Below are 19,866 nucleotides of genomic sequence, written 5' to 3'. Positions count from 1 at the left end.
TTATGGTTGGGGTAGAAAAGAACGATCCATTGATGCTGGCGCGTCAGTTGCCGATCAAATCCGTTGCGCTGATCCTTGCCGGGGGACGTGGTACCCGTCTGAAGGATCTGACCAATAAACGCGCGAAACCTGCTGTCCATTTCGGCGGCAAGTTCCGCATTATCGATTTTGCGTTATCTAACTGTATTAACTCAGGCATTCGACGCATCGGCGTCATCACCCAGTATCAATCGCATACGCTGGTGCAGCATATCCAGCGCGGCTGGTCGTTCTTCAATGAAGAGATGAACGAGTTTGTTGACCTGCTGCCCGCCCAGCAAAGGATGCAGGGGGAAAACTGGTATCGCGGCACGGCGGATGCGGTGACGCAGAACCTCGACATCATTCGTCGTTACAAGGCGGAGTACGTCGTTATCCTCGCGGGCGACCATATTTACAAACAAGACTACTCGCGCATGCTTATCGATCACGTCGAAAAAGGCGCGCGTTGCACCGTGGCCTGTATGCCAGTGCCTATTGAAGAAGCACGGGCGTTCGGGGTCATGGCGGTGGACGAGAGCGATAAGATTATCGATTTCGTCGAAAAACCGGCTAATCCGCCTGCGATGCCGGGCGATGCCAGCAAATCGCTGGCGAGTATGGGTATCTATGTCTTTGACGCGGATTACCTTTATGAGCTTCTGGAAGAAGACGACAGCGATGAAAGCTCCAGCCACGATTTTGGTAAAGACATCATTCCGAAAATCACCAAAGCTGGCATGGCTTATGCACATCCTTTCCCGCTCTCCTGCGTGCAGTCCGATCCGCAGTCTGAGCCCTACTGGCGCGATGTGGGGACCCTGGAAGCGTACTGGAAAGCCAACCTCGATCTGGCTTCGGTGACCCCGGAACTGGACATGTACGATCAGAACTGGCCGATTCGCACCCATATGGAGCCTTTGCCTCCGGCAAAATTCGTCCAGGACCGCTCGGGCAGCCACGGGATGACCCTGAACTCGCTGGTTTCAGGCGGCTGTATTATCTCCGGCTCGGTGGTTGTGCAGTCGGTGCTGTTCCCGCGCGTGCGGGTGAATTCATTCTGTAATATTGATTCGGCAGTCTTGTTGCCAGAGGTTTGGGTTGGCCGTTCGTGCCGCCTGCGTCGCTGCATTATTGACCGCGCCTGCGTGATCCCGGAAGGTATGGTTGTTGGGGAGAACGCGGAAGAGGATGCACGCCGTTTCTACCGCTCGGAGGAAGGTATCGTGCTGGTCACCCGCGACATGCTGCGGAAATTGGGGTATCCACAGGAGCGCTAATGCAGGTATTACATGTATGTTCAGAGATGTTCCCGCTGTTAAAAACCGGTGGACTGGCGGATGTGATCGGCGCGCTGCCTGCAGCGCAAATTGCCGGGGGCGTCGACACGCGCGTACTGCTGCCCGCGTTTCCTGATATCCGCCGCGGCGTGACGGATGCGCAGGTGGTGACGCGCCGCGAGACGTTTGCCGGGCGCATCACTCTGCTGTTCGGTCACTTTAACGGCGTGGGCATCTATTTGATTGATGCCCCGCATCTCTACGATCGCCCAGGGAGCCCTTACCACGATACTAATCAGCACGCCTATACCGACAACGTGCTGCGCTTTGCGCTGCTGGGATGGGTCGGTAGCGAGATGGCCTGCGGCCTGGATCCTTTCTGGCGCCCTGACGTTGTTCACGCCCACGACTGGCATGCGGGCCTGACCCCGGCCTACCTGGCGGCGCGCGGCCACCCGGCTAAGTCGGTCTTTACGGTGCATAACCTGGCCTACCAGGGGATGTTCTACTCGTGGCATATGAACGACATTGAGCTGCCCTGGTCGTTCTATAACGTTCATGGCCTTGAATTTAACGGCCAGATCTCCTTTCTGAAGGCGGGGCTCTACTACGCCGACCATATTACGGCGGTCAGCCCGACCTATGCGCGCGAAATCACCGAGCCGCAGTTCGCTTACGGCATGGAAGGGCTGCTGCGTCAGCGGCAGCATGAGGGCCGCCTCTCCGGGATCCTCAACGGGGTGGATGACCATATCTGGAATCCGGAAAGCGACCTGCTGCTGGCCGCGCGCTACGATCGCGATCGGCTGGAAGAAAAAGCGGAAAACAAACGCCAGCTGCAAATCGCCATGGGGCTGAAGGTGGATGACAAAGCGCCGCTGTTTGCCGTTGTCAGCCGTTTGACCAGCCAGAAGGGGCTGGACCTGGTGCTTGAGGCGCTGCCGGGCCTGCTGGAGCAGGGCGGTCAGCTGGCGCTGCTGGGGGCGGGCGACCCGGTGCTGCAGGAGGGCTTCCTGGCCGCCGCGGCCGAGCATCCGGGCAAGGTGGGCGTACAGATTGGCTACCATGAAGCCTTCTCGCACCGCATTATGGGCGGCGCCGATGTGATTCTGGTGCCCAGCCGTTTTGAACCGTGCGGCTTAACCCAGCTGTACGGCCTGAAGTACGGCACGCTACCGCTGGTGCGGCGTACCGGCGGACTGGCGGACACCGTGTCCGATTGCTCGCTGGAGAACCTCGCCGACGGTCTGGCTACCGGCTTTGTTTTTGAAGATAGCAACGCTTTGTCGCTGCTGCGGGCTATTCGACGCACATTCGTCCTGTGGTCGCGCCCGTCGCTCTGGCGCTACGTCCAGCGTCAGGCGATGAATATGGATTTTAGCTGGCAGGTTGCCGCAAATTCTTACCGCGAACTTTATCAACGCTTGCTGTAACCAGGAGCCAAAGCTATGAATGTACCTTTTAGCTACTCATCACCCACCCTGAGCGTTGAGGCGTTAAAGCACTCTATTGCTTATAAGCTGATGTTTATCATCGGCAAAGATCCGGCTATCGCTAACAAACATGAATGGCTCAACGCCACGCTGTTCGCCGTTCGCGATCGCATGGTTGAGCGCTGGCTGCGTTCAAACCGGGCGCAGCTCTCTCAGGAAGTGCGCCAGGTTTACTATCTGTCGATGGAGTTTTTGATTGGCCGTACCTTGTCCAACGCGCTGCTATCGCTCGGTATTTATGAGGATGTGAACAGCGCGCTGGAAGAGATGGGGCTGAATCTTGAAGAGCTGATTGACGAAGAGAACGACCCGGGCCTGGGCAACGGCGGTCTTGGTCGTCTGGCTGCCTGCTTCCTCGACTCGCTGGCGGCGCTGGGTTTGCCGGGCCGCGGCTACGGTATTCGCTACGACTACGGGATGTTTAAGCAGAATATCGTCGACGGGCGGCAGAAAGAGTCCCCGGACTACTGGCTGGAGTACGGCAACCCGTGGGAGTTCGAGCGCCACAATACTCGCTACAAAGTGCGCTTCGGCGGCCGCATTCAGCAGGAAGGTAAACACTCCCGCTGGGTGGAGACCGAAGAGATTATTGCCGAAGCTTACGATCAGATCATCCCGGGTTTCGACACCGACGCCACCAACACGCTGCGTCTGTGGAGCGCACAGGCCAGCAGCGAGATCAACCTCGGTAAATTCAACCAGGGCGACTACTTCGCGGCGGTGGAAGATAAAAACCACTCTGAGAACGTGTCGCGGGTGCTCTATCCGGACGACTCCACCTATTCCGGGCGCGAGCTGCGCCTGCGCCAGGAGTATTTTCTCGTGTCGGCGACGGTGCAGGATATCCTCAGCCGTCACTACCAGCTGCATAAAACCTACGCCAATCTGGCGGACAAAATCGCAATTCACCTCAACGATACGCACCCGGTGCTGTCGATTCCGGAGCTGATGCGCCTGCTGATTGACGAGCATAAGTTTAGCTGGGATGAGGCGTTCGAGGTGACCTGCCAGGTCTTCTCCTATACCAACCATACCCTGATGAGCGAAGCGCTGGAGACCTGGCCCGTCGATATGCTGGGTAAAATCCTGCCGCGTCATTTGCAGATTATTTTCGAGATTAACGACTACTTCCTGAAGACCCTGCAGGAGCAGTATCCCAACGATACGGCGATGCTGGGCCGTACGTCGATTATCGACGAGTCTAACGGGCGTCGCGTACGCATGGCGTGGCTGGCGGTGGTGGTAAGCCACAAGGTCAACGGCGTGTCGGAGCTGCACTCCCGGCTGATGGTCGAGTCGCTGTTTGCCGAATTTGCCAAAATCTTCCCGATGCGCTTTACCAACGTCACGAACGGCGTCACTCCGCGCCGCTGGCTGGCGCTGGCGAATCCGCCGCTGTCGAAAGTGCTGGATGAAAATATCGGCCACACCTGGCGTACGGATTTAAGCCAGCTGAAGGAGCTGGAGCAGCATATTGACTATCCGAAGGTTAACCAGGCGGTGCGCCAGGCCAAGCTGGAAAACAAGCAGCGGCTGGCGAACTACATCGGCCAGCAGCTTAACGTGGTGGTCAATCCGAAAGCCCTGTTCGATGTGCAGATCAAGCGTATTCACGAGTACAAACGTCAGCTAATGAACGTGCTGCATGTGATCACCCGCTACAATCGCATTAAGGCCGATCCCGACGCCGAGTGGGTACCGCGCGTGAATATCTTCGCCGGCAAGGCGGCTTCGGCTTACTACATGGCGAAGCATATTATTCATTTAATCAATGACGTCGCGGCGGTGGTGAATAACGATCCGGACGTTGGCGATAAGCTGAAAGTGGTGTTCATTCCTAACTACAGCGTAAGCCTCGCACAGCTGATCATTCCAGCGGCGGATCTCTCCGAGCAGATCTCGCTGGCGGGGACGGAGGCGTCCGGTACCAGCAACATGAAGTTCGCGCTTAACGGCGCGTTAACCATCGGTACCCTGGACGGGGCTAACGTTGAGATGCAGGAGCACGTCGGGGCGGATAATTTCTTTATCTTCGGTAATACGGCGGAAGAGGTTGAAGCCCTGCGGGCTAACGGCTACAAACCGCGTGATTACTATGAGCAGGATGAAGAGCTGCACCAGGCGCTGACGCAGATCGGCACCGGCCTGTTCAGCCCATCGGAGCCGGGACGCTACCGTGACCTGCTGGATTCGCTGATTAACTTCGGCGACCACTATCAGGTTCTGGCGGATTACCGTAGCTACGTGGATTGTCAGGATAAGGTGGATGAGCTGTACCGTCACCCGGAGGAGTGGGCCAATAAAGCGATGCTGAATATCGCCAATATGGGCTACTTCTCTTCTGACCGTACGATTAAGGAGTATGCCGACCATATCTGGCATATCGATCCGGTAAGGTTGTAACGGATTAGCCATAAAAAACGGGGCCCGCAGGCCCCGTTACTGTTTGCGGTGTTACGACGCCAGCGACAGCTCAGACTTTCCCGCGTGCTGCGCCAGCCACTCGCTGATGCGCGCCTGCTGCTCGTCATTCAGCCACATACCTTGTTTAGTGCGACGCCAGATCGCGTCATCCAGCGAACGAACCCATTCGTGCTCAACCAGATAGCGCAGTTCGGCTTCAAAAAACTCATGGCCGAAATGCTCACCCAGATCGTCCAGTGAGGTCGCCTTATCAAGGATTAGCTCGCTATTGCTGCCGTAGGTGCGGGCGTAATGGCGGGCCATCGATTCGCTGATAAACGAAAAGCGGCGGCGCAGTTTCGCCGCGTAGTCGTCACGGTCGCTGCCGATATCGCCGCCGGGCAGCACCGCGGTTTTGGTCCATGCCGGGCCGATGCCTTTGTAGTAAGGCGTCAGTTTCTCCAGCGCATGTTCGGCCAGCTTGCGATAGGTGGTCAGCTTGCCGCCAAAGACCGACAGCAGCGGCGCCTGCCCGTTATCATCATGGATATCAAGAGTGTAATCGCGGGTGATCGCCTGCGGCGAGTCGGATTCATCGTCGCATAGCGGGCGCACGCCGGAGTAGGTCCAGACGATATCGTCTCGCGTGAGAGGCTTTTTAAAGTGGGCGTTATAGACGTTCAGCAGGTAGTTAACTTCGTTGTCGTCGATCGCTACCGCTTTCGGATCGCCTTTATACTCCACGTCGGTGGTGCCGATGATGGAAAATTCATCCATCCACGGGATCACAAACACAATGCGTTTATCTTCATTTTGCAGGATGTAGGCCTGTTTCTGCGTGTGCACGCGCGGCACCACGATATGGCTGCCCTTGATCAAGCGAATACCGTACGGCGAGCGCAGATGCATCCCTTCGTCGAAGAACTGTTTGACCCACGGGCCGGTGGCGTTAACCAGACCGCGCGCCTGCCAGGTAAACTTCTCGCCGCTATCAATATCTTCGGCTTCGACAATCCACAAACCGTTTTCACGTTTTGCCGAGATGGCGCGGGTCCGCGTGCGCACTTCCCCGCCTTTACGCACAACCATCTGGGCATTGGCCAGCACCAGACGCGCATCGTCAACCCAGCAGTCGGAATATTCGAAACCGCGCACGATTTCAGGTTTAAGTACCGATTCTGTGCCAAAACGCAACCCGGTTGAGCCGGGTAGGCTGGTGCGCTTGCCCAGATGATCGTACATAAACAGGCCAATGCGGATCATCCACGCCGGACGCAGGTGCGGGCGATGCGGTAAACGAAAGCGCATCGGGAAGGCGATATGCGGGGCCATTTTCAACAACACTTCGCGTTCGGCCAGCGCTTCGCTCACCAGGCGGAACTCATAGTGTTCAAGGTAGCGCAGCCCGCCGTGAATCAGCTTTGAGCTGGCGCTGGATGTGGCGCAGGCAAGGTCGCTTGCCTCCAGCATCAGTACGGATAAACCACGCCCTGCGGCGTCTGCCGCGATACCGGCACCGTTGATGCCTCCCCCTATCACAATCAGATCTTTGGTTTCCACGCTCGCCACCTCTTACACTTTCGTTTAAGCTCACAAATGTTCGATATCGCTCAATATAGCAAACAATCGCGCTATTGGTAACATCAAAAAAACATTTCAGAGTGATGCGTGTAACATATTGGCGTTTATTTAGCGCCAGGCTGTACACTAGACGCTAAAATCCAGGGCGTTTCGCCGCCTGCCTGTATATCCGTATATAAAGAAGAGAGCTTATGGATCGCTTTGAATGTATTAACGTAGAAGAAGCCCACCAGAAAATGCACCAGCAGACGGCGGTGCTGGTCGATATTCGCGACCCGCAAAGCTATGCGATGGGCCACACGCCGGGCGCATTCCATCTGACCAACGATACGCTGGGCGCGTTTATGCGCGACAACGACTTTGATACGGCGGTCATGGTGATGTGCTATCACGGCAATAGCAGCAAAGGCGCCGCGCAGTATCTGCTGCAGCAGGGTTACGACAAGGTTTACAGCGTGGACGGCGGGTTTGATGCCTGGCACCGGCATTTTCCGGCGGAAGTCGCGCATGGCGCACTTTAGGCGTTAGCGCCGGTTGTGGCTATAATATCTCCCTTTGTGTGGAATAAGCGATCCGCTGCATGTTAATGATTACCTCTTTTGCCAACCCGCGCGTGGCCCAGGCGTTTGTCGACTATATGGCGACGCAGGGCATTATTCTGACTATTCAGCAGCATACGCAGAGCGATATCTGGCTGGCTGATGAGTCCCAGGCCGGACGCGTACAGGCCGAGCTGGCCCGCTTTCTGGAAAATCCCGCCGATCCGCGTTACCTCGCTGCCAGCTGGCAGTCGGGGCACACCAATAGCGGGCTGCACTACCAGCGCTTTCCCTTTTTAGCGACGCTTCGCCATAACGCCGGGCCGGTGACCTGGGGCGTGCTCTTCGCCTGCATCGCCGTCTTTGTCCTGCAAACGGTCATTGGCGATCAACCGGTCATGCTGCTGCTGGCCTGGCCCTACGATCCTTCGCTGAAATTTGAAGTCTGGCGCTACTTTAGCCATGCGCTTATGCACTTCTCGCTGATGCATATTCTGTTCAACCTGCTATGGTGGTGGTACCTCGGCGGAGCGGTAGAAAAGCGCATCGGCAGCGGCAAGCTGGTGGTGATTACGGTGATCGCCGCTTTGCTGAGCGGCTTTGTGCAGCATCAGTTCAGCGGCCCGTGGTTTGGCGGACTCTCCGGCGTAGTCTATGCGCTAATGGGCTATGTCTGGCTACGGGGCGAGCGCGATCCGCAGAGCGGCGTTTATTTACAGCGCGGCTTGATACTCTTCTCTTTAGTATGGTTAATTGCTGGATGGTTTGATGTTTTCGGCATGTCGATTGCGAACGGTGCGCACGTGGCCGGTCTGGTGACCGGGCTGGCGATGGCGTTTGTTGATACGCAGAATGTGCGAAAACGAACGTAGAGATTCCCAGGGATATTTCATGAAACAAACACAACGTCATGACGCGATTATCGAGCTGGTAAAAAAACAGGGATACGTCAGTACCGAAGAGCTTGTCGAGCAGTTTGCCGTCAGCCCGCAGACCATTCGCCGCGATCTGAATGATTTAGCCGATCAGAAAATGATTCTGCGTCATCACGGCGGCGCTGCGCTGCCGTCCAGCTCGGTGAATACGTCCTGGCACGACAGAAAATCGACCCAAACCCAGGAAAAAGAGCGCATCGCCCGCAAGGTGGCGAGCGAAATCCCCGATGGCGCGACGCTGTTTATCGATATCGGTACCACGCCGGAAGCGGTGGCCCATGCGCTGCTTAACCATAACGACCTGCGCATCGTCACCAATAACCTCAACGTCGCCAATACGCTGATGGTGAAAGAGGACTTCCGCATTATCCTGGCCGGCGGCGAGCTGCGCAGCCGGGATGGCGGTATTATCGGTGAGGCCACCCTGGACTTTATCTCCCAGTTTCGCCTTGATTTCGGCATTCTCGGCATCAGCGGTATCGACAGCGATGGCTCGCTGCTGGAGTTCGACTACCACGAAGTGCGCACCAAACGGGCGATTATTGAAAACTCCCGCCACGTGATGCTGGTCGTTGACCATTCTAAATTTGGCCGTAATGCGATGGTCAACATGGGCAGCATCAGTATGGTTGATGCGGTCTACACCGATGTGATGCCGCCCGCCGGCGTACTGAAGGTGATTACCGATAACAACCTTCAGCTGGAGCTGTGCTGAACCTTTAGCATTTCCGGGTCATGCCAGAGCGTTGCTCCGCCTGACGCGCGCGATTGATGGCGGATGTTGATGAGTGACGGGATTATCTCCGCCGCCAGGCGGAGGGAAACCTGCCGCCGGCGATGACGTAACGGTTATGTTGCCTGAAGCGAGCCGATAGCGGCTTAAACCCCGTATCCCATCATTTTCAACAGCTGCTGGGCATGCTGAACGGCATCCTGGCGGTGCGCCACCCCCAGCTTCTGATACAAGTTACGGATATGCGTTTTAATCGTAGTGGCGGCCACGTCCAGCTCACCGGCGATCTGCTCGTTGCTGTAGCCGGAATAGATAAGTCCCAGGACCTGCCATTCGCGCTGGGTCAGCGGGCTGGTGCGGATAAGCTCCGGCACTTCCGGGTGGTTCAGCAGCCGTTCGACGAAGCTCTCGTCAAAGTGGGCGAACTTATGCCGATGATGCTGGTTGATATCGCGCAGAATACGCTGGGCGCGGTGCTGCTCCAGCTCCGGCAGCGTATTGAGCTGAATCAGCTGGCGCAGCTGCTGCGCCATCGCTTCGCCTTCAATGACAAAATGATTAATAAACCCGGTGCGGTTAGCGAGGGTGAGCGCTTCCAGCAGCGCTTTTTGCGCTTCGCTCTTACGCCCGGCCTGCCAGTAGAGCTGGTTGAGCAGCAGCAGGTTGCGGTTCAGGTCGCTCATCAAACGCAGCGAGCGGGCGTTATCGTTTAGCTCTTCCAGCACCATTTCGGCGGAATCAAAATCGCCGAGCAGGATCTGCGCGCGGGCTATATTGCGCCACTGGCTCTGCAAGAAATGGTTGTTAGCGAATTCCGGTTTTGGCGTCTGGCGCAGCCAGTTTGCCGCGGCGGCTTTATCGCCGATCATCTGCCAGTAGATCACCCGGACTTTGTCGGCATTGGATACCCAGTCGCTATGGTAATGGCCGTTGCCCAGCAGGTTTTCCAGGCGATTCAAATGGCTGCGGGCGTTATCCAGGTCGCCCCGTGCCAGCGAGCACTGTACCATCAGCGTCAGGCACTGCAGCTGCTGCTGCGGCTGATAGGAGGAAAGCACGTTCATGCCGCTGCGCGCGGAGGTCTCCGCTTCATCCAGCCGCGCCCAGGCCCACAGCAGCTGGGAGCGAATCCGCAGCAGGAACTCGTGCATCGGCAGCTGCTCAAGGTGCTGTTCGCGAATCAGCTGGAACGCTTTTTCCTGAATTTCCCAGGCGGCCTGCAGGAACCCCTGCGCAAAGAGGATTTCGCTTTGCTGGATCATGCTCCATAACGCGTAGTGCCAGACGTCATGACGGCGGGCCATCTGTTCCGTCTGCTGCATGACCGCCAGCGATTTGCTCAGCTGGCCTTTGCAGTGCAGAACTTCACCGTGTACGGATGTGGCAACGATACGGCTGTAGTAGCTGGCCAGCGGCAGTTCATCAAGGGCCACCATCGCCAGGCGCTCGGCTTCGTCCTGATCGCCTGCGTTGATCGCCACCTGGGCGCGCAGGGCGTTGAAATCCCCGTGCATGGCGGTGTCCATTTCCGTATCCATCTCCTGCTCGGCGCGCGCCAGCAGGGTATTCACTTCGCTATAGCGGTGCTGGCTCTGCATCAGCCAGGCCTGCAAAAGAATTAAACGCGGGTTTTCCAGCAGGTTTGACCACGGCAGCGCGGCGAGGGACTGCTCCAGCAAACTCAGTTCGCTGTGGTTAAACATGCCCCACGCGTGGTTGAGCAGAATATCGCGCAGCATTTTGGCGTCACCCGCGGCCAGGGCGTGGTGAATGGCTTCGCTCGGGAAGCCTTGCGCCATCCAGCTTTCTGCCGCCGCACGGTGAATTTCCGGCAGCTCAACCGCCAGCTCCCACTGGCAGCGCTGGCGCAGGAAGTTGCCGAACAGCGGATGGTAGCGGAACCATTCGCCGGAATCGTCCATCCGCTGCAGGAATAAGCCCTGACGTTCAATTTCTTCCAGCTGCATCTGGCCATTCTCTTCGCCGGTAACGCGGACGATGAGCGCATCGTTCATTGAACGCAGTAGCGAACTTTTCAGCAGGAAATTACGCGTCCGCGGGTCCACGTTATCCAGCACCTCATCGACCAGATAGTCAGAAAGATGGCTGGCGTTAATGCCGGCAAGACGACGAGCGGAGTGGTGGGCGGAAGTATTGTTCTGGCGCGCCGAGAGGGCAATCAGCTGTAGCGCGGTGGCCCAGCCGGCAACATCGTCGCACAGCCTTTTGCTGTCGTCGGCCTCAATGGGCGAACTGAGACGACAGTCGAAAAACTGCTTGGCTTCCTGATGGGTAAAAGCCAACTGCTGGCTGCCGATTTCCAGCAGCTGATCGCGCACGCGCAGGTTGGCGATACCCAGCTGCGGCAGATTACGCGACAGCACCACCAGCGTCATATTTTCTGGCTGATGGCGGAGGAAGAAACGCATTGCGTCATGAATCACCGGATTGCTGATCAGATGGTAATCATCAATCACCAGGAACAGCGGGCGCTGCCAGTCGGCCAGTTCAATAAACAGTTGTGCGAAGAGGGAAGGCAGGCTGGCGTACTGGCGCTTTTGCACCATCGCTTCGCTGGCCGCGCAGTGGCCGCCGGTTGCCTGTTGAACGGCGGCGATAAGATAGCTGGCAAAACGCTCCTGTTGGTTATCGCCTTCATCCAGGGAGAACCAGCCGAGATCGTTTTTCCCCGCCGCCCATTGAGACACGAGCGTGGTCTTACCGTAGCCAGCCGGGCTGGTCACCAACGCGAGACGATAATTGTTCGCGCCGGAAAGTTTCGCCAGCAATCGCTCACGAACCACAGTGTGTTCAAGGCGGACCGGGCGACTTAATTTAGACGGAATCAACATAGTTCTTCATTTCGCTGTGCAAGGGAGGAGTTGCGAATTTTTTTGCGCTTCGTAATTAATATCCAATAAGGTCGGCCATAATGAATTTTATTGCAAGTTATGTCCGAGTTTTATGCTCTTGAATTTGCTCTATGTCACAAATTTGGACATAGAGAGAAATTCACAGAAATCCGCGTCAGCGTGCGCGGTTATTGGGATTGCGCAGGTTACAGGCACGATAAGCTAATCTTTTATTACAAAATTAGTAGCTGTTTGTTTTTAATAAAATATTATCAGCGAAATCTTATAAGTCATCTTTTTGAGCTATTTCTACATTAAAGTACGTTTATTCCCCTGATATTTACTTTTATTTGGCAATATTTACAAAACAGCATTTCGCTTGCTTTTATCGTCCTGGCTTGTAACAAAATTTTGAGCGCAAGGCGGGCCGGTTTGTTGTTTCGGTATGGCGAATTTTGCAGCATAATTTTTGCCGGTAGGCTAACGTAATAGTGGCCACGATCACACTTTTCGCTCATCCCTGCTACTCCTCCCCGGCTAATCCCTGGCGGGATGAGGACGCGACTCCGGGAGGTCGGCACACTAACGCTAACGTTTTAGTAAAGGACCCGGATTACTTATGTCACAGACTTCTTTTAACAAAGCTCAGTTTCAGGCTGCACTGACGCGTCAGTGGCAGCATTTTGGTTTACAGTCCGCTTCCGAGATGACCCAGCGTCAGTGGTGGCGCGCCGTTAGCGGTGCGCTGTCCGAGCTGTTGTCGGCTCAGCCGGTAGCAAAAGCGGCCGAAGGGCAGCGCCACGTAAACTATATCTCCATGGAGTTTTTGATCGGTCGCCTGACCGGCAACAACCTGCTTAACCTTGGCTGGTATCAGCAGGTCAGCGATGAGCTTCAGGCCCACGACATTAATTTGACCGACCTGCTGGAAGAGGAAATCGACCCGGGTCTGGGCAACGGCGGTCTTGGCCGTCTGGCGGCTTGTTTCCTTGATTCAATGGCTACCGTTGGCCAGTCGGCGACCGGCTACGGCCTGAACTACCAGTACGGTCTGTTCCGCCAGTCTTTCGCTGACGGCCAGCAGATGGAAGCGCCGGATGACTGGGGGCGTAATAGCTACCCGTGGTTCCGCCACAACGAAGCGCTGGACGTGCAGGTTGGCCTCGGCGGTAAAGTGACCAAAAGCGGTGAGTGGATACCGGCATTCGTGATTACCGGCGAAGCCTGGGATCTGCCGGTTCTGGGCTACCGCAACAACGTGGCTCAGCCGCTGCGCCTGTGGCAGGCTAAGCACGCGCATCCGTTTAACCTGACCAAATTCAACGACGGCGATTTCCTGCGTGCCGAACAGCAGGGCATTGACGCCGAAAAACTGACGAAAGTTCTCTACCCGAACGATAACCATCAGGCGGGTAAAAAACTGCGTCTGATGCAGCAGTACTTCCAGTGCGCCTGCTCGGTTGCCGATATTCTGCGTCGCCATCATCTGGCGGGCCGCAAGCTGGCGGAGCTGGCGGATTATGAAGTCATCCAGCTTAACGATACTCACCCGACGATTGCGATTCCGGAACTGCTGCGCGTGCTGATTGATGAGCATCAGCTGAGCTGGGACGACGCCTGGGCGATTACCAGCAAAACCTTCGCGTATACCAACCACACCCTGATGCCGGAAGCGCTGGAGTGCTGGGATGAGAAGCTGGTGAAAGCGCTGCTGCCGCGCCACATGCAGATCATCAAACAGATTAACGACCGCTTTAAAACGCTGGTGGATAAAACCTGGCCGGGCGATAAGCAGGTATGGGCGAAACTGGCGGTGGTGCACGATAAACAGGTTCGCATGGCGAACATGTGCGTGGTGAGTGGCTTTGCGGTTAACGGCGTTGCCGCGCTGCACTCCGACCTGGTGGTGAAAGATCTGTTCCCGGAATATCACCAGCTGTGGCCGAATAAATTCCATAACGTCACCAACGGTATTACCCCGCGCCGCTGGATCAAACAGTGCAACCCGGCTCTGGCCGCGCTGCTGGATAAAACCCTGAAGAAAGAGTGGGCCAACGATCTCGACCAGCTGATCAACCTCGAAAAATATGCCGATGACGCTAAGTTCCGTCAGACGTATCGCGACATTAAGCTGGCCAACAAGGTTCGTCTGGCGGAGTTTGTGAAGCGGCGTACCGGTATCGAGATTAATCCGCAGGCGATTTTCGATATCCAGATTAAACGTCTGCACGAGTACAAACGTCAGCACCTCAACCTGCTGAACATCCTCGCGCAGTACAAAGAAATCCGCGAGAACCCGCAGACGGACCGCGTACCGCGCGTGTTCCTGTTCGGTGCGAAAGCGGCGCCGGGCTACTACCTGGCGAAGAATATTATCTGGGCGATCAACAAGGTTGCCGCAGCGATCAATAACGATCCGCTGGTTGGCGATAAGCTGAAAGTGGTATTCCTGCCGGACTACTGCGTCTCGGCGGCGGAAATGCTGATCCCGGCGGCGGATGTCTCCGAGCAGATCTCTACGGCGGGTAAAGAGGCCTCCGGTACCGGCAATATGAAGCTGGCGCTGAACGGCGCGCTGACCGTGGGAACCCTGGACGGGGCGAACGTGGAAATCGCTGAGCAGGTGGGTGACGAAAACATCTTTATCTTCGGTCATACCGTGGAAGAAGTGAAAGCGCTGAAGGCCAAAGGCTACGATCCGCTGAAATGGCGTAAGAAAGACAAGCTGCTGGACGCGGTGCTGAAAGAGCTGGAGAGCGGCAAATATAGCGATGGCGATAAGCATGCCTTTGACCAGATGCTGCATAGCCTGCTGAAAGGCGGCGATCCGTACCTGGTGCTGGCTGATTTTGAAGCCTACGTGGCGGCGCAGAAGCAGGTTGATGCGCTGTATCGCGACCAGGAGGCCTGGACGCGCGCAGCGATCCTGAACACCGCGCGCTGCGGCATGTTCAGCTCCGACCGCTCGATTCGCGATTATCAGCAACGTATCTGGCAGGCAAAACGCTAAGGACAGGCCTATGGAGACTAAACGCCTTGATAACGCTGCCCTGGCGGCGGGAATAAGCCCAAGCTACATCAACGCTCATGGAAAGCCGCAGTCCATTGCTGCGGTGACCAAGCAGCGGCTGCTTGATGCGATGCATCGTACTGCGACCGCCGTGAAGGCGGCGGTTAACCCGCTGCCTGCGGTGCAGGTGTTCACCTACGGCAAAAAGATGTCTCTGCCGGTGGCGGGCCAGGGGGAGTTCCACTGGATCCTCACCACCGAAGAAGGGAAACAGTATCAGGGCCAGGCGCGCGGCGGTGAAACGCTGCCGCTGCCGGCAAGATTGCCGGAAGGGTACCACACGCTGACGCTGACTCAGGACGGCGACCGCTGGCACTGCCGGGTCATCGTTGCGCCCGCGCGCTGCTACGAACCGCAGGCGCTGAAGGATGGCAAGAAGCTGTGGGGAACCTGCGTACAGCTGTATACGCTGCGCTCGGAGAAGAACTGGGGGATTGGCGACTTCGGCGATTTACGCGCGATGCTGCCGGAAATCGCCCACCGCGGCGGTGCGTTTATCGGGCTTAACCCGATTCACGCGCTCTATCCGGCTAATCCGGAGAGCGCCAGTCCGTACAGCCCCTCTTCACGCCGCTGGCTCAACGTTATCTATATTGATGTCAATGCGGTAGAGGATTTCCGACACAGCAAAGAGGCGCAGAAATGGTGGCAATCACCGGCTACGCAGCAGGCCCTACAGGCCGCGCGTCAGACCGATGATGTTGACTACACCGCCGTGACCGCCCTTAAGCTCACTGCGCTGCGCATGGCCTGGAAAGGTTTTTCCGCACGTAACGATGAGACGACGGCGGAGTTCCGTCAGTTTGTGGCGCGCGAGGGGGAAAGCCTGTACTGGCAGGCGGCGTTTGACGCGCTGCACGCCTGGCAGGTTAAGCAGGATCCGCTGCGCTGGGGCTGGCCCGCGTGGCCGAAGGCTTATCAGGATACCGATAGCCCGGAGGTTAAAGCGTTCTGCACCGAACACGCCGATGAGGTGAATTTTTACCTGTGGCTGCAGTGGCTCGCTTTCACTCAGTTTGCCGAATGCTGGCATACCAGCCAGAACGACGCTATGCCGATCGGCCTGTATCGCGATCTGGCGGTGGGCGTTGCGGAAGGCGGGGCGGAAACCTGGTGCGATCGCGAGCTGTACTGCCTGAAAGCTTCCGTCGGCGCGCCGCCGGATATCCTGGGCCCGCTGGGACAAAACTGGGGCCTGCCGCCGATGGATCCGCATATCATCGTGGCGCGCGCCTATGAGCCGTTTGTCGAACTGCTGCGCGCCAACATGCAAAACTGCGGGGCGCTGCGCATCGATCACGTGATGTCGGTGCTGCGTTTGTGGTGGATCCCTTACGGTGAAACGGCCGATCACGGCGCCTATGTGCAGTATCCGGTCGACGATCTGTTGTCGATTCTGGCGCTGGAGAGTAAGCGTCATCGCTGTATGGTGATCGGCGAGGATCTGGGAACCGTACCGGTAGAGATCGTCGGTAAGCTGCGTAAAAGCGGCGTTTACTCTTACAAAGTGCTCTATTTCGAAAATGACCACGAGAAGACTTTCCGTGCGCCGAAGGCGTATCCGGAGCAATCAATGGCTGTGGCTACGACGCATGACCTGCCAACGCTGCGCGGCTACTGGGAAAGCGGCGACCTGACGCTGGGTAAATCGCTTGGCCTGTATCCGGATGCGGTGGTACTGCGCGGACTGTATCAGGACCGCGAGCGGGCGAAGCAGGGGCTGCTGGACGCTCTGCACCGCTACGGCTGTCTGCCGAAGCGTACCGGGCACAAAGCGTCTCTGATGGCGATGACGTCGACCCTCAATCGTGGAATGCAGCGCTATATTGCCGACAGCAACAGCGCCCTGCTGGGCCTGCAGCCGGAAGACTGGCTGGAGATGGCCGAGCCGGTCAATATTCCGGGCACCAGCACGGAGTATCCAAACTGGCGTCGCAAGCTCTCCACCACCCTCGAGGCGATGTTTGCCGATGAGCAGGTGAATAAGCTGCTTAAGGATCTGGATAAGCGGCGTAAGGCGGCGAGTAAGAAGAAGCCAGCGTGATGTCAACGCGATAAAAAAGCCGGGAAGCGATTCCCGGCTTTTTCATTTCTGCGGACCCGATTAGCGTTTCGGCCCCGCGGCCACCAGCGCAGCGCCCGCCGGCGTATCGGTGTACTTCTCGAAGTTCTCGATAAACAGCTTCGCCAGCTGTTCCGCTTTCTCCTGCCACTGCTCCGGCGATCCGTAGGTGTTGCGCGGGTCAAGGATATGGGTATCCACGCCGGGAAGCTCGGTCGGGATCTGCAGCTCAAACATCGGCAGAGTGAAGGTTTCGGCGTTGTCCAGCGAACCATCAAGAATGGCGTCGATAATGGCGCGAGTATCTTTGATAGAGATACGTTTACCGGTACCGTTCCAGCCGGTGTTGACCAGATAAGCCTGGGCGCCGGAGGCCTGCATGCGTTTCACCAGCACTTCCGCGTACTGCGTCGGGTGCAGCGACAGGAACGCCGCGCCAAAGCAGGCGGAGAAGGTTGGCGTCGGCTCCGTAACGCCGCGCTCGGTACCTGCCAGTTTGGCGGTGAAGCCAGACAGGAAATGGTACTGGGTCTGGTCGGCGGTCAGGCGAGAAACCGGCGGCAGGACGCCAAAGGCGTCGGCGGTCAGGAAGATAACCTTGGTGGCATGACCGGCCTTAGAGATCGGCTTAACGATGTTCTCGATATGGTTGATCGGATAAGAGACGCGGGTGTTTTCGGTCTTCGAACCGTCGTTAAAATCGACGGTGCCGTCGGCCAGCACCACCACGTTCTCCAGCAGCGCATCGCGGCGAATCGCATGGTAGATATCCGGCTCCGCGGCTTCGGAAAGCTTAATGGTCTTGGCGTAGCAGCCGCCTTCGAAGTTGAAGACCCCGTCGTCATCCCAGCCGTGTTCGTCATCGCCAATCAGACGGCGTTTCGGATCGGTAGAGAGGGTGGTCTTGCCGGTACCGGAAAGGCCGAAGAAGATGGCGACATCCTCTTTTTCCCCTACGTTGGCGGAGCAGTGCATGGAGGCGATGCCCTTCAGCGGCAGCAGGTAGTTCATGATCGAGAACATCCCTTTTTTCATTTCGCCGCCGTACCAGGTGCCGCCGATGAGCTGAATGCGCTCGGTCAGGTTGAACGCGACGAAGTTCTCGGAGTTCAGACCCTGTTCTTTCCACTGCGGGTTGGTGCACTTGGCGCCGTTCATCACGATGAAGTCCGGCTTGAAGTTTGCCAGCTCTTCATCGCCTGGTCGGATAAACATGTTCTTCACGAAATGCGCTTGCCAGGCGACTTCGGTAATAAAGCGGACGCTCAGGCGGGTGTCGGCATTGGCGCCGCAGAAGGCGTCAACGATAAACAGACGCTTGCCGGAGAGCTGGCGGGTCACCAGCCCCTTCAGGTGCTGCCACGTTTCCTCAGAGAGCGGCTTGTTGTCGTTCTTGCCTTTGCCTTTATCAGCCCACCACACCGTATCGCGGGTGGTGTCGTCACGAACGATATACTTATCTTTTGGAGAACGGCCGGTAAAAATACCGGTATCTACGGCGATTGCACCAAGATTTGTTAATACGCCACGTTCATAGCCTTCCAGATTGGGGGCGAGCTCTTCTTCATACAAAGTGTCGTAGCTGGGGTTATGAACGATATCCTGGACGTCATTGATACCATAAGCCTTGAGATCCTGCGGGGTTAAACCATTATTAACGCGCATGTCACTGCTCCTTAGCCAATATGTACTGCTTTAAATTGTAGGGTTTATTACGGGGTATAGACCGCGACCAGGCTCATAGATTTACGTATCTCGACAAACGGCGGACTTACGAAAAACGTTGTGACTCCTGTCACGAGGCGTAGGGGATTATCTCAGGAATTGGGGCATAGTTGGGGGTAGATGTTTCTTAATGGTTAAAAAGTAATTAAAAAAACTGTTGAAATGTGAATGTAATCGCTTACCTGAAAGAAAATTACGTAACTCTTTCATGGGGAATCGATTCACCACGCGCAGAAAAAGCGTTGACGCCAGGCGCGAAAAGGGAAACCGCGCCTGACGAAGCGATGATTAGTGGAGCTGCGGGTCGGCCGGGGAGGCGTTGTTACGAATTTCGGCAATATCCATCGCATTAAAGATGTAGTGATTACCGCAGTAGTCGCAGTGCATATCGATTTCACCTTCATCGGCCAGGATGCTATCGATCTCCTCATCCGGCAGCGTTTTCAGCGCGCCGGCGCAGCGCTCGCGAGAGCAGGTGCATTTAAACTCGACGTTCTGCGGCTCGTAAACGGTGACTTCTTCTTCGTGATACAAGCGCCAGAGCACATCGTTCGCTGGCAGGGTAAACAGCTCTTCAGCTTTGATGGTCTCAGTCAGGGTGCTCAGATGTTCGAAATCCGCCGCCTGTGCGTCCTGCGCCGGCAGAACCTGCAGCAGCATGCCGCCGGCCATCGGTTTACCGTCGTGTTCACCGCTACGAATGATCAGTCGGGTCGGCAGCTGTTCGGAGCGCTGGAAGTAATCTTCGAGGCAGGCCGCAAGGGTATCCCCCTCGAGACCGACCACGCCCTGATAGCGCTCGCCCTCTTCCGGAGAGATGGTAATGACCAGATATCCGTTACCGACCATGGTTTTCAGGTCCGCCCCTTCCGGGATCTCGCCCTGGACGCGGGCTACACCGCGCATCTGCTGCTGGTTGTTGCCGTTGATCACCGCCAGCGACAGCGGGCCATCGCCCTGCAGCTGAACGGTAATATCGCCGGCGAACTTCAGCGTGGCGGTCAGCAGGCTGGTGGCAACCAGCAGTTCCGCCAGCACGGTTTTCACCGGCTGCGGGTAGCTATGGTTGGTCAGAATCTGTTCTAAAGTTTCTGAAACGGTTACCAGCTCACCGCGTACGGCATAGTTTTCAAACAGATAGCGGTGTAATTGATCGTGTTGAGTCATAATCATCT

The 19,866-nt window shown here is 56.9% G+C and carries 12 protein-coding genes; 8 read left to right on the top strand and 4 right to left on the bottom strand.

The window, feature by feature from the left end; genetic code table 11:
* The first annotated feature begins 2 nt into the window (after positions 1-2).
* From glgC to glgP, 3 genes are read left to right on the top strand one after another with little or no spacing between them, the layout of a single operon-like run.
* On the top strand, positions 3-1,298 hold the full coding sequence (glgC, locus tag CDA56_RS13125; protein WP_004106488.1) for a glucose-1-phosphate adenylyltransferase: 1,296 nt from the start codon (positions 3-5) through the stop codon (positions 1,296-1,298).
* Positions 1,298-2,731: a glycogen synthase GlgA gene (glgA, locus tag CDA56_RS13120; RefSeq protein WP_004854984.1), complete on the top strand. Its 1,434-nt coding sequence runs from the start codon at positions 1,298-1,300 to the stop codon at positions 2,729-2,731. The genes glgC and glgA overlap by 1 nt, the downstream gene beginning before the upstream one ends.
* Before the next feature lie 15 nt (positions 2,732-2,746).
* Complete coding sequence (gene glgP, locus CDA56_RS13115) at positions 2,747-5,194, top strand: glycogen phosphorylase (RefSeq protein ID WP_014227071.1); 2,448 nt, start codon at positions 2,747-2,749, stop codon at positions 5,192-5,194.
* A 51-nt stretch (positions 5,195-5,245) separates the two neighbouring features.
* Here glgP and glpD read toward each other — a convergent pair whose 3' ends face one another.
* Positions 5,246-6,754 (bottom strand): glycerol-3-phosphate dehydrogenase, encoded by a 1,509-nt coding sequence (glpD, locus tag CDA56_RS13110; protein WP_004854978.1) that lies wholly within the window; start codon positions 6,752-6,754, stop codon positions 5,246-5,248.
* 212 nt (positions 6,755-6,966) lie between these two features.
* On the opposite strand from glpD, the gene glpE reads away from it, so the two are divergent.
* From glpE to CDA56_RS13095, 3 genes are read left to right on the top strand one after another with little or no spacing between them, the layout of a single operon-like run.
* Positions 6,967-7,296, top strand: coding sequence for a thiosulfate sulfurtransferase GlpE (gene glpE, locus CDA56_RS13105; protein ID WP_004126086.1), 330 nt, complete (start codon positions 6,967-6,969; stop codon positions 7,294-7,296).
* 59 nt (positions 7,297-7,355) lie between these two features.
* Entirely contained in the window at positions 7,356-8,186 is an 831-nt protein-coding gene (gene glpG / locus CDA56_RS13100) for a rhomboid family intramembrane serine protease GlpG (protein ID WP_014227070.1), read from the top strand.
* 19 nt (positions 8,187-8,205) lie between these two features.
* Complete coding sequence (locus tag CDA56_RS13095; RefSeq protein ID WP_004106478.1) at positions 8,206-8,964, top strand: DeoR/GlpR family transcriptional regulator; 759 nt, start codon at positions 8,206-8,208, stop codon at positions 8,962-8,964.
* A gap of 164 nt (positions 8,965-9,128) precedes the next feature.
* On the opposite strand, the gene malT is transcribed toward CDA56_RS13095, so the two are convergent.
* Positions 9,129-11,834 carry an HTH-type transcriptional regulator MalT gene (gene malT / locus CDA56_RS13090; RefSeq protein ID WP_014227069.1) on the bottom strand — a complete coding sequence of 902 codons (2,706 nt, stop codon included), beginning with the start codon at positions 11,832-11,834 and terminating at the stop codon, positions 9,129-9,131.
* A 619-nt stretch (positions 11,835-12,453) separates the two neighbouring features.
* Here malT and malP point away from each other — a divergent pair.
* Entirely contained in the window at positions 12,454-14,844 is a 2,391-nt protein-coding gene (gene malP / locus CDA56_RS13080; protein ID WP_049070359.1) for a maltodextrin phosphorylase, read from the top strand.
* 10 nt (positions 14,845-14,854) lie between these two features.
* On the top strand, positions 14,855-16,948 hold the full coding sequence (gene malQ, locus CDA56_RS13075) for a 4-alpha-glucanotransferase (protein WP_047722858.1): 2,094 nt from the start codon (positions 14,855-14,857) through the stop codon (positions 16,946-16,948).
* Positions 16,949-17,008: 60 nt separating this feature from the next.
* Here malQ and pckA read toward each other — a convergent pair whose 3' ends face one another.
* Complete coding sequence (gene pckA / locus CDA56_RS13070; RefSeq protein ID WP_014227066.1) at positions 17,009-18,631, bottom strand: phosphoenolpyruvate carboxykinase (ATP); 1,623 nt, start codon at positions 18,629-18,631, stop codon at positions 17,009-17,011.
* A 348-nt stretch (positions 18,632-18,979) separates the two neighbouring features.
* Positions 18,980-19,864: an Hsp33 family molecular chaperone HslO gene (gene hslO, locus CDA56_RS13065; RefSeq protein ID WP_160741635.1), complete on the bottom strand. Its 885-nt coding sequence runs from the start codon at positions 19,862-19,864 to the stop codon at positions 18,980-18,982.
* Positions 19,865-19,866 lie beyond the last annotated feature (2 nt).

The sequence above is a fragment of the Klebsiella michiganensis genome, assembly GCF_002925905.1.
Lineage (GTDB): Bacteria > Pseudomonadota > Gammaproteobacteria > Enterobacterales > Enterobacteriaceae > Klebsiella > Klebsiella michiganensis.
The sequence above is the reverse complement of the archived record's forward strand: the minus strand, read 5'-3'. Positions and strand labels throughout refer to the sequence as shown.